This window comes from Streptomyces sp. NPDC000941 (genome assembly GCF_053599555.1).
Map to the genome: position 1 here is coordinate 1 of NZ_JBSFMM010000302.1, position 11,192 is coordinate 11,192.

Below are 11,192 nucleotides of genomic sequence, written 5' to 3' on the forward strand. Positions count from 1 at the left end.
GGCGTGTCGCTGTCCCATACTCACCGCAAAGTCGCGGGCACTGACGCTAGCGGCCGCTACGTTGCACGGACGTTGCGTGGGCCGCCGTCGGCCGTCAGCCCGTACGCCGCGCGCAGCCGCCGCACCCGCGGCAGCAGCGACGCCCGGCCCGGGGCGTGCGCCGGAAGGGCCGCCAGCAGGGCCTCACCGGCCTCCAGGTCCTCCTCGCCCCACGGCGTACGGGCCCACCACCGCAGCAACTCCAGATCGCCGCAGGACAACACGGTGCGGCGGATGTCCTCCTCCAGGATCCGGCGCATCCGGCACACCCCCGGCGCCTCCGACAGCGGCAGCAGCGGCCCCGCGTACGCGCGCACCGCCGCATGCGTGTTCCCCGCCGCCAACTCCTCCGCCACGGCCGCCACATCGGTCCGCACCGGCGAGCACAGCCGGTAGGGGCGCGAGCCCAGCAGCGGCCCCACCAGGCGGCGCAGCCGCGACAGCTCCGCGCGCAGGGTGACCGGGGAGCGCCGGTCCGCCTGCTCCCCGTACAGCTCCAGGGCCAGCCGGTCGCCGCTCAGGCCCTCCGGATGGGCGGCCAGCAGCACCATGATCTCGCTGTGCCGCGGCCCGAGCCGCAGCCGCCGCCCCTCGGCCAGCAACAGCGCCTCGTCCCGCCCCAGCGCCGTGAGCAGCACCCGCGGGCCCGCCGCGCGCGGCCCCTCGGCCGCCAGCTGCGCCTCGGCGGCCCGCGCGGTCGCCTGGACCAGGGCCAGACTGTGCGGGGCCGCCAGATGGTCGCCCCCGGTGATGTCGACGGCGCCCAACAGCCGCCCGGTGTGCGGATCGTGCACCGGGGCGGCCGCGCAGGTCCAGGGCTGCACCGCGTGGTGGTAGTGCTCGGCGGCGAAGATCTGCACCGCGTGGTCCACGGTGAGCGCCGTGCCCGGAGCGTTGGTGCCCGCGTGCCGTTCGTCCCAGCGCGCCCCCGCCACGAAGTTCATCCGCTCGGCCTCGTGCCGTACGCCGGTGTGCCCCTCCACCCACAGCATGCGGCCCTGCTCGTCACAGACCGCGAGCAGATGCGCGCCGTCGTGGGCGATGGTGCCCAGCAGCTCGCGGAACAGCGGCATCACCCGGGCCAGCGGATGGTCCGCGCGGTACGCCTCCAACTCGGCGTCCGCCAGGTCGATCGGCGCCAGCCCCTCCTGGTCCACCCGCGCTCTGGCCGAACGCCGCCAGGAGTCCGCCACCACCGGGCGGACGGCCGACGAGACCGCCCCCTCGGTCACAAACGCCTCATGGGCGCGGCGCACCGCGCGGACGCGCTCCGCCGGATCCGCGCCCGACGCCATCGCCAGCCAGGGATTGCCCACAGGTACCTCACTCGAGGTCACGGTCGGTCAGGTCGGCGACGGGCGGCGCGGGCGGGCCGAGCCGCACCGGACGCCCCGACGCCCCGATTCCTCACACTCTCCTGAGCGCGGGCCCGCCCGCAAGAGCCCGGACGGCGCCGGTCCGCGCCGAACATGCTCAACTTCCGCGCCCCTGGCCGCGCCAGGGACGGGCCGGGTGCGACGATGTGCACGTCATGGAAGCGGGCCTCGTACTGCGGGCGCTGCGAACCGCGGTGTTCGCAGCGGTCTGCGTGCTGCTCGCGGCGCTCGGCCACGCTCTGATGTCGGGGGCCGCCGTCCCGTGGTGGGTGATCGGCGCCGCCTTGCCGGTCACCTGCGGTGCGGCCTGGTGCCTGACAGGGCGCGAGCGCCGGCCGCTGGCCGTGATCGCCGCGACCGTGGGGGCGCAGACCGCGCTCCACGTCGCGTTCATGCTCGCGCAGGGCTCCATGGCCGGTGCCGGTGCCGGTGCGACGCCAATGCGCATGCCCATGCCGTCCGGGCATGCCCACCACATGGCCCACGCCCATGACGCCATGGCCTCGGCGCCGCTGCCTGGGGGCCAGGGGTACGGCGCGCTCGGCATGTGGTCCGCGCACCTGCTGGCCGCCCTGCTGTGCGGAATGTGGCTCTCCGGCGGCGAACAGGCCGCGTTCCGGCTGGTGCGGACCCTGGCCGTCGGCCTCTTCGTACCCCTGCTGACCCTGCTGTACGGCGCTCCGCGCGTGCCCGTGCGGCCCCGCGTACGGGGCGTACGGCACGGTGGCCCTCAGCGGCTGCGGCTGCTGCTGCTCGCCAATGTCATCGCCACCCGTGGTCCACCGCCCGGAGCCGCCGTCCTGTGACGGACGGCGGCCGACCAGGCCCACCACATCACCGGACCGCCCACCGGGCCGTCCGGACTCCAGGAAGGACCGCAGGCGATGACCCCTGCCCGTATCCCGGCCCCCTGGCCGGTACCCCCGCTCGTACGGTCACGGCCCGTCGAGACCGGCCGCGAGCTGCCGCAGCCGCCGCGCCCGCTCGCCCCAGCGGCGGCACTCCGGGCACTCCAGCAGATGGGCGTCGAGCACCGCGTCCGGGACCTCCGGCGGCGGCGCCTCGCCGTCGACACGGGCCGACACGGCGACCCGGAACTGAGCACAGCACACCCCCACATGGTCCCCGATACCGCGGAGGGCCGCGATGCCTGACCGCGCTGCCCGCACTGACCGCACTGACCGCGACGACGAGACCCTGACCTCCTGGGCGCTCGCCGCGCGCGGCGGCGACCCCGAGGCCGTGGACCGCTTCGTACGCGCCACCCGGCGCGATGTGTGGCGGTACGTCCACCGGCTCAGCGACGACCCGCACGCGGCCGACGACCTCGTCCAGGAGACCTATCTGCGCGCGCTGCGCGGACTGCCCCGCTTCGAGGGCAGATCCTCGGCGCGCACCTGGCTGCTGTCGATCGCCCGCCGGGCGGTCGTGGACCGGCTGCGCCGCAACGCAGCCAGGCCGCGCGCCGCCGACACCGACGACTGGCAGGCGGCGGCCGAGCGGGCCCAGCGCCGGGCGGCGCCGGACACCGGCTTCGACGAGGGGGTGGCCCTCACCCAGCTGCTCGCCCTGCTGCCGTACGACCGGCGCGAGGTATTCGTCCTCACCCAGCTGCTCGGGCTGCCGTACGCCGAGGCCGCGCTCGTCGTCGGCTGTCCGGTGGGCACGGTCCGCTCCCGGGTCGCCCGTGCGCGGGAGGCGCTGATCGAGCAGCTGGCGACGGCGGAGCGGGTCGCTTCCGGCGCGGCTGGGCCGGACCGCACGGTCCGGCTCAGCCGCGCCGGCCTGCCGAAGCCGGTGGGCTCGCGCTAAGCCACCTCAGCCCGGCCCGTCGGGGACGTGCTCCAGGACGAGCACCGCCGCGTCGTCCTGGAGCCGCCCCTTCGTATGGGCGTCCAGGTCCTTCCTCAGCCGTCCCAGCAGCTCGGGGGTCGGCAGCGAGGCCCAACCGCTCAGGCGGTCGGCCAGCGGGTAGAACTCCCCGGTGGGGCAGCGCGCCTCGGTCACCCCGTCCGTACAGGCGAGCACCCGGGTGTCCGGCTCGATCGGGATCCGCTGGACGGGGCGCTTGGCGCCCGTCAGATCGCCGAGGCCGAGCGGCAGACCGGGCTCCGCCGAGTCCAGCTCGTCGACCGTGCCGTCGGCGTGGAGCAGATACGGCTTCACGTGCCCGCAGTCGATCAACACCATGAGCGCGGTGTCCCCGGGATCCGATCCATCGGGAGCGGCATCGGGAGCGGCATCGGGAGCGGCGCCGGGCCGGGTGTCCGCGGGCCGGGTGTCCGCCGGGGATCCGGGCACGGGGGCGGGGGCGGGATCGTCCCGCTCCACCCCGAACACCAGGGCCGTCACAAACCGCTCCTCCTCGCTTCCGTTCCGCTCCCGCGTATGCGAGGAGTTGTAGCGGCGCAGCCCCACCTCCATGGCGTCCACCCCGTCGCTCAGGCTCCGCAGGTGGTACGCGGCCTCCCGGAACGCGGTCAGCACCGCCGCCCCCGCCCCCAGGGTGCGCAGCCCCTTGCCCTGCACATCGCCGATCAGCACCCGGGCCCCGTACGGGGTGTCGACGACCTCGTAGATGTCCCCGCCCACCAGCGCGCCCTGCTGCGAGGAGACATAGAAGCCGTCCACGACCACGTCGCTGCCACGCAGCGGGAGCTCGCGCAGCAGGGCGCGCTGTGCCGCCTCGCCGGTGGCGCGGACCTGGGTCAGCAGCTCTTCGCGGTCCCGCAGCAGCCGCGCGACGGCGATGCTGGCGCCGACCATGAGGGTGTTGCCGAGGACCGAGGCGACGCGGTTGAGCGGGACCAGGCTGTCGGGGATCACGCCGTGGGTGATGGCCATGACGACGAGGTCGAGCAGGCCGAGCACCAGCGTCTGGCGGTAGGTGCAGAAGGCGGCGGCGACGAGCGGGGCCAGCGCGGCGAAGACGTCCAGGCGGAACGAGCGGGGGGTGATCGAGTCGATGAGGACGATCAGCGCCAGATAGACGAGGAGCACGGCGAAGACGCGATTGGCGTATGCGCGGATGCGCTCCCTCCAGGGCACCGGAACCTCCGCCTCCAGATCGGGACGGTGTCAAGACTCGCACGGTGCCCCGCGCCCCAGCCAGCGGGACAGGGGCCCGAAAAAGAGGCCTGAAAAAGGGGCCTGGAAAAGGGACCCGAAAAAACGGGGGGTGGTGAGCCGGTGATCCGGCTCCCCACCCCCCGCCCCCGATCGGGAGCGGTCAACTGATGAGGGTCAGCTGATGGACTTGATCAGCTCGCCGTTCGACGTGTCGCCGCTGAGCTCCCAGAAGAAGGTGCCGCCGAGGCCCTGCTGCTGCTTGTAGCTCATCTTCCCGGCGATCGTGGAGGGCGTGTCGTAGCTCCACCACTGGCTGCCGCAGTGTGCGTACGCCGTCCCCGCGACCGTGCCGGTCGCCGGGCAGGAGTTCTTGAGCACCTTGTAGTCCTCGATGCCCGCCTCGTACGTGCCGGGGGCCGCGCCGCTGGCCGTCCCGCCGGGGGCGGCCTGGCTGACGCCGGTCCAGCCGCGCCCGTAGAAGCCGATGCCCAGCAGCAGCTTCGAGGCCGGGATGCCGAGGCCCTTGAGCTTGGTGATGGTGGCGTCGGTGTTGAAGCCCTGCTGCGGGATGCCGTTGTAGGAGTTGAGCGGGGAGTGCGGGGCGGTCGGGCCCTGGGCCGCCCAGGCCCCGAAGAAGTCGTAGGTCATGGGGTTGTACCAGTCCACGTACTGCGCGGCGCCGGCGTAGTCGGCGGCGTCTATCTTGCCGCCGGAGGAGGCGTCCGCGGTGATCGCGGCCGTCACCAGGTTGGAGCTGCCGAACTTGGCGCGCAGGGCGGCCATCACGTTCTTGAAGGCGTCCTTGCCGCTGGTGTCACAGGTGTTGCCGCAGGCGTTGGGATACTCCCAGTCGATGTCGATTCCGTCGAAGACATCGGCCCAGCGCGAGTCCTTGACCAGGTCGTAGCAGGACTGGGCGAACGCGGCGGGGTTCTTGGCGGCCTCGCCGAACCCGGAGGACCAGGTCCAGCCGCCGAAGGACCAGATCACCTTCAGGTTCGGGTGCAGCTTCTTGAGCTTGCGCAGCTGGTTGAAGTTGCCGCGCAGCGCGCCGTTGTCCCAGGTGTCGGCGACGCCGTCGACGCTGCTCGCCGCGTCGTACGCCTTGTCGTAGTCGGCGTACGAGTCGCCGATGGCGCACTTGCCGCCGGTGACATTGCCGAAGGCGTAGTTGATGTGGGTGAGCTTGGCGGCCGACCCGGAGGTCTCGATGTTCTTGACGTGGTAGTTGCGCTGGTAGATGCCCCATTCGGTGAAGTAGCCGACCACCTTGCTGCCCGCGGCGGCCTTGGTGGCGGCCTTGGAGGTGATCTTGGCGGCCTGCGCGGCCTTTGTGTGGGGTGCTTCACCGGCGGCAGCCGGGCCGGCGAGCGTCGTGGCGGCCAGGACCGCCGTACACAGCGCCGCGAGGGCGGCGAGCAGTCCGCGAAGTCCGCGAGGTCTGCGCATGGATTCTCCTCCGTGGGGGTGAGGGGAAGTGGTGCTCACTGACGACCTGCCCATGACTTGACATGAACGCGTAGGGCACGGTGGGAGCACCGTAGAAGGACTAGACCAGTGAGGTCAATGGTTTGGACCAATGTGCTCGCCGTTCGCGGAACTTGGTTGAAGATCCACCGACCGGTGACGCGGGGCCCCGGATCGGGCATACTCCAACCGCCACGGCGCAGGTCACGCCCCCTTCGCAACCCGAGGGAAGCGTCTCCGGCCGCCCGGCAGCCCCCCCGACGGCCCGCCCGCCCGCACCCTCGGCGTCGCGCCGTCGCCGCAACGCCCCGACAGGGACGAAGAGGGAGAGGAGAGCGCCGCCATGACCGACCACCGACCGCAGCCGGTGGAGCGTGAGCTGCCCACCGAGGAGGCCCACGACCTGATCTCACTCGTCCGCGAGCTGATCGAGCGGGAGATCAGGCCGAACGCAGCCGAAGAGGAGGCCGCCGGGCGCTTCCCGCGCGAGCTGTTCGCCCTGTTGTCGCGGTCCGGGCTGCTGGGGCTTGTGTACCCCGAGGAGTTCGGCGGCGGCGACCAGCCGTACGAGGTCTATCTCCAGGTCCTGGAGGAGCTGGCCGCGGCCCGGCTCACCGTCGGCCTCGGCGTCAGCGTGCACACCCTCGCCTGCCACGCCCTCGCCCACTACGGCAGCAAGAAGCAGATCGCCGAGCATCTGCCCGCGATGCTGGGTGGCGGGCTGCTGGGCGCGTACTGCCTGTCCGAGCCCTCCTCCGGCTCCGACGCGGCCGGACTCACCACCCGCGCCGCCCGCGAGGGCGACGGCTGGACCCTGACCGGCTCCAAGGCCTGGATCACCCATGGCGGCATCGCCGACTTCTACACCGTCATGACGCGCACCGGGCCCGACCGCACCCGGGGCATCACCGCGTTCCTGGTCCCCGGCGACGCCCCCGGGCTCTCCGCCGCCGCGCCCGAGCGCAAGATGGGCATGAAGGGCTCGCCCACCGCGCAGATCCACCTCGAAGACGTCCAGGTGCCCGACGCCCGCCGCATCGGCGAGGAGGGCCAGGGCTTCGCCATAGCTCTCTCGGCACTCGACGCGGGCCGTCTCGGCATCGCCGCGTGCTCGATCGGTCTCGCCCAGGCGGCGCTGGACGAGGCGCTCGCCTACACCGCGGAGCGGCGGCAGTTCGGCCACCCCGTGGCCGACTTCCAGGGGCTGCGCTTCATGCTCGCCGACATGGCCACCCAGATCGAGGCCGGCCGCGCCCTCTACCTCGCCGCCGCGCGGCTGCGCGACGCGGGCAGGCCGTTCTCCAGGCAGGCGGCGATGGCCAAGCTGTTCTGTACCGACACCGCCATGAAGGTCACCACGGACGCCGTCCAGCTGCTGGGCGGCTACGGCTACACCGCGGACTTCCCCGTCGAGCGCTATATGCGGGAGGCCAAGGTGCTGCAGATCGTGGAGGGCACCAACCAGATCCAGCGGGTCGTGATCGCCCGCCATCTCGCGGGTCCGGAGAGTCGCTGAGGAGGTGCCGCCGGTCACGGCGGAAGTGACGTACTGAAGCTCACGCTGATGGGGGCGCGGCGCGCCGGGCCCCCTCGCTGAGCGGTCGGTGTGTCAGACGCGGGCCGTCCGCGGGCGGCGGCGCAGACCGGGCATCCGGATCGGCTGCGACCCGGGGCCGCCGATGTGCGAGAACGGCTGCATCCGCCAGTCCAGCGTCTCCGGCAGCGTCAGCAGTATCGCCGCGTCCTGCTCCGACGCGTCCAGCGACGCGTCGGCGGCGGAGGCGGAGGTGTCCTTCACCCCCCGCCCCGTGCCGGGGCACACCGTGAGTCCGAACGGGTTCCACGGGGACGGGCACAGCGCGTGCTCGGGCAGCACGTGCTCGTCCGCGAGCAGGGCGATCGGACGAGCGCAGTCCGGGCAGACGACCCGGAAGATCTCGTAGGTCTCGTCCGTATCGTTGTCGCCTTCTTCGAGGCGCTCCAAATAGGGCATGAGTTTCCCCCTCGGGTGGGCGGGCCGGGCGCGTCGGCCTCGGCCTGGTCAGGCGCGTCGGCCTCGACCAAAGCAAGCATTTCCCGCCGCACTACGCGGGTAATCCCGGCACCCCCGGGGACTGGGGCGAATGTATGTGGCGTTCGTCACATGCCTGCTGCAGATGCTGCGAACATGGGCGTATGTCCCACGAGTGTCCACAGGGGAAACGCCGACTGGGCCGGACCGCCTCCGACCGCATAGGGTGACCGGCTGTGGAGGAGTTGGACAGACAGATCGTGGAACTGCTCGTCAAGGACGGGCGGATGAGCTACACCGACCTGGGCAAGGCCACCGGCCTGTCCACCTCGGCGGTGCACCAGCGCGTGCGCCGGCTCGAACAGCGGGGGGTCATCCGCGGCTACGCGGCCGTCGTGGACCCGGAGGCCGTCGGCCTGCCACTGACCGCGTTCATCTCCGTCAAGCCCTTCGACCCCAGCGCGCCCGACGACATCGCCGAACGGCTGGCCGACGTGCCCGAGATCGAGGCGTGCCACAGCGTGGCGGGGGACGAGAACTACATCCTCAAGGTGCGCGTCGCCGCGCCGCTGGAGCTGGAGAACCTGCTCAGCCGGATCCGCTCGCTGGCCGGGGTCTCCACCCGGACCACCGTCGTGCTGTCCACGCCCTACGAGGCACGCCCGCCCCGCGTGTGAATCCCGCCCCGCGAAGGCCCACCCTGGTGCGGGCCGGCTCTGCCGAGGGGCGAGACTGAGGGGCGTACCGCACACACGCGTACCGCACGTATGTGTACCGCACACACGCGTACTGCACGCACGCGTACTGCACGCACGCGTACCGCATGCACGCCCGATCCGACCCCGCGAGGCAGCCCGCCGTGAACGACCCCACATCCGACCAGGCCGAAGGCCGCACCGTTCTGCTGCGCGGCGGCGAGGTGCACAGCCCCGCCGATCCGTTCGCCACCGCCATGGTGGTCGAGCGGGGCACCGTCGCCTGGGTCGGCTCGGAGGGCGCCGCGGACAGCTTCGCCGACGGCGTGGACGAGGTGGTCCACCTCGACGGAGCGCTGGTCACCCCGGCGTTCACCGACGCGCATGTGCACACCACCGCCACCGGACTCGCCCTCACCGGCCTCGACCTCGCGGGCGCCCGTACGCTCGCGGACGCGCTCGGCCGCGTGCGCGCGTACGCCGGGGCCCACCCCGACGACCGGATCCTGCTCGGCCACGGCTGGGACGCCAGCGGCTGGCCCGAGGGGCGGCCCCCCACCCGCGCCGAACTCGACGAGGCCGCCGGCGGCCGCCCGCTCTACCTCACCCGCATCGATGTGCACTCCGCCGTCGTCACCACCGCCCTGCTCGACCTGGTCCCGGGCGTCGCCGAGCTGCCCGGATTCCACGCCGTCGACGACGCTGCCGCGCCGCTGACCGGCGCCGCCCACCACGCCGTACGCGCCGCGGCCCGCGCCGCTGTGACCGCCCGGCAGCGCGCCGACGCACAGCGCGCCGCCCTCGCCCGCGCCGCCTCGCTCGGCATCGGCTCGGTCCACGAGTGCGCGGGCCCGGACATCTCCGCCGAGGACGACCTCACCGGGCTGCTGCGGCTGGCCGCCGAGGAGCCGGGCCCGCGCGTCTTCGGCTACTGGGCCGAGGCCGCCGCGAGCGCCGCCGACCTGGACAAGGTGCGCGACCTCGGCGCCCTCGGTGCGGCGGGCGACCTCTTCGTCGACGGCTCGCTCGGCTCGCACACCGCGCATCTGCACGAGCCGTACGCCGACGCCCCGCACACCGGCACCGCCCACCTGGACGCGGCCGCCGTCGCCGCCCATGTCATCGCCTGCACCGAGGCCGGGCTGCAGGCAGGCTTCCACGCCATCGGCGACGCCGCCGTGACCACCGTGGTGGAGGGCGTACGGGCGGCCGTCGACAAGGTCGGCCTCGCCCGCATCCGCGCCGCCCGCCACCGCGTCGAGCACGCCGAAATGCTCACCCCAGAGGCCATCGCGGCCTTCGCCGAACTCGGCCTCACCGCCTCCGTCCAGCCCGCCTTCGACGCCGTCTGGGGCGGCGAGACGGGCATGTACGCACAGCGGCTCGGCCGGGAGCGCGCCCGCACCCTCAACCCCTTCGCCGCGCTGCTGCGCGCCGGTGTGCCCCTGGCGCTCGGCTCCGACAGCCCGGTCACCCCGCTCGACCCCTGGGGCACCGTCCGCGCCGCCGCCTTCCACCGCACCCCCGAGCACCGCGTCTCCGCCCGCGCCGCCTTCACCGCGCACACCCGCGGCGGCTGGCGGGCGATCGGGCGTGACGACGCGGGCGTCCTGGTGCCCGGGGCGCCCGCCGACTACGCGGTCTGGCGCACCGGTGAGCTCGTCGTACAAGTGCCCGACACGCGGGTCGCCGACTGGTCGACCGATCCGCGCTCGGGGACCCCGGGGCTGCCCGACCTCACACCCGGCGGCCAACTCCCGGTCTGCGTGCGCACGGTGGTCGGCGGGCGGACCGTCCACCTCCGGCCGGACGAGTGACGCACGGCCGTGTCGTACCGCCGAACGATGCTCCCCCGGCTTGTCGCGGTAGCTGAACACAGTCCGTACTGACCTGCTCATTTGGGGAAACAGCGCAGGTCGTGCCGGTGTTGACAGGGTGCGGTCGGCGGCCGGTAGGTTCGGCCGAGTCCACCACAGGACGTCCGACCGGGGAATCTCCACGCAGTCGTCGAACGCCGCTGGGCCATGGGGTGGCGCGCCGGCCGGTGCGCCACCGCTGGGAGCCAGGTCCAGCGCACGGGGGCGAGGGAGGGATCGCCGGGTCGGCAGGTGCGACCCGGGAGGGGCCCGGACGCTCAGTAGACAACGGCCCTCGGTCGATCCGCAGCCAGCGGGTCCCAGGCCGGCCCGAAGGGCGCCGGGCCCCGATTCCGCGTCCATGGTGCGCTCGCAGCGCACCCACGACGCCGTCACGCCGCCCTCGTGGCGCGTTCGTATCGCCCTGATGTCGCTCTCATGGCGCCCCCGTGACAGCCTGGGAACCAGCCTGTCCGCCTGAGCGTTCCGCACCTCGGGACACATATTCGAGCCCCGCGTTATACGGTCACCTCACCACAGCACGACTTGCAGGAAGGCAGCACGTGCAATCGGGTACCGAAACCAACGCCGAGGCCGGCCCCCGGGGCGCGGCCGAAGACCGACCGGGGGAGCAGCAGCCGGAGCCCGCCGCCGCGCCTGCCGCGGCCGACGCCGAGGC

10 protein-coding genes are annotated in these 11,192 nt (G+C 73.3%); 5 read left to right on the top strand and 5 right to left on the bottom strand.

What is annotated here, in order from left to right; genetic code table 11:
- Positions 1-56: 56 nt before the first annotated feature.
- Complete coding sequence (locus tag ACWDSL_RS48445) at positions 57-1,355, bottom strand: GAF domain-containing protein (protein ID WP_450495514.1); 1,299 nt, start codon at positions 1,353-1,355, stop codon at positions 57-59.
- A gap of 215 nt (positions 1,356-1,570) precedes the next feature.
- On the opposite strand from ACWDSL_RS48445, the gene ACWDSL_RS48450 reads away from it, so the two are divergent.
- Positions 1,571-2,221 (top strand): hypothetical protein, encoded by a 651-nt coding sequence (locus ACWDSL_RS48450; protein ID WP_450495516.1) that lies wholly within the window; start codon positions 1,571-1,573, stop codon positions 2,219-2,221.
- A 129-nt stretch (positions 2,222-2,350) separates the two neighbouring features.
- Here the strand turns inward: ACWDSL_RS48450 and ACWDSL_RS48455 are convergent, their stop codons facing one another.
- Positions 2,351-2,527: a zf-HC2 domain-containing protein gene (locus ACWDSL_RS48455; RefSeq protein ID WP_450495518.1), complete on the bottom strand. Its 177-nt coding sequence runs from the start codon at positions 2,525-2,527 to the stop codon at positions 2,351-2,353.
- A 34-nt stretch (positions 2,528-2,561) separates the two neighbouring features.
- Here ACWDSL_RS48455 and ACWDSL_RS48460 point away from each other — a divergent pair, with 34 nt between their 5' ends.
- Entirely contained in the window at positions 2,562-3,227 is a 666-nt protein-coding gene (locus ACWDSL_RS48460; RefSeq protein WP_450495520.1) for a sigma-70 family RNA polymerase sigma factor, read from the top strand.
- A gap of 6 nt (positions 3,228-3,233) precedes the next feature.
- Here ACWDSL_RS48460 and ACWDSL_RS48465 read toward each other — a convergent pair whose 3' ends face one another.
- A complete protein-coding gene (locus tag ACWDSL_RS48465; RefSeq protein WP_450495522.1) occupies positions 3,234-4,463 on the bottom strand; it encodes a PP2C family protein-serine/threonine phosphatase in 1,230 nt (409 codons plus the stop codon).
- A 195-nt stretch (positions 4,464-4,658) separates the two neighbouring features.
- The gene (locus ACWDSL_RS48470) at positions 4,659-5,933 is read right to left on the bottom strand and encodes a glycoside hydrolase family 18 protein (RefSeq protein ID WP_450495524.1); all 1,275 of its coding nucleotides are present in this window, start codon (positions 5,931-5,933) and stop codon (positions 4,659-4,661) included.
- Positions 5,934-6,294: 361 nt separating this feature from the next.
- Between ACWDSL_RS48470 and ACWDSL_RS48475 the strand changes: the two genes are divergently transcribed.
- Positions 6,295-7,467 carry an acyl-CoA dehydrogenase family protein gene (locus ACWDSL_RS48475; RefSeq protein ID WP_450495526.1) on the top strand — a complete coding sequence of 391 codons (1,173 nt, stop codon included), beginning with the start codon at positions 6,295-6,297 and terminating at the stop codon, positions 7,465-7,467.
- A gap of 93 nt (positions 7,468-7,560) precedes the next feature.
- On the opposite strand, the gene ACWDSL_RS48480 is transcribed toward ACWDSL_RS48475, so the two are convergent.
- Positions 7,561-7,944: a hypothetical protein gene (locus ACWDSL_RS48480; RefSeq protein ID WP_450495528.1), complete on the bottom strand. Its 384-nt coding sequence runs from the start codon at positions 7,942-7,944 to the stop codon at positions 7,561-7,563.
- A gap of 254 nt (positions 7,945-8,198) precedes the next feature.
- Here ACWDSL_RS48480 and ACWDSL_RS48485 point away from each other — a divergent pair, with 254 nt between their 5' ends.
- Complete coding sequence (locus ACWDSL_RS48485; RefSeq protein ID WP_089510296.1) at positions 8,199-8,639, top strand: Lrp/AsnC family transcriptional regulator; 441 nt, start codon at positions 8,199-8,201, stop codon at positions 8,637-8,639.
- Positions 8,640-8,785: 146 nt separating this feature from the next.
- Positions 8,786-10,474, top strand: a complete 1,689-nt coding sequence (locus ACWDSL_RS48490; RefSeq protein ID WP_450495530.1) for an amidohydrolase — start codon at positions 8,786-8,788, stop codon at positions 10,472-10,474.
- Positions 10,475-11,192 lie beyond the last annotated feature (718 nt).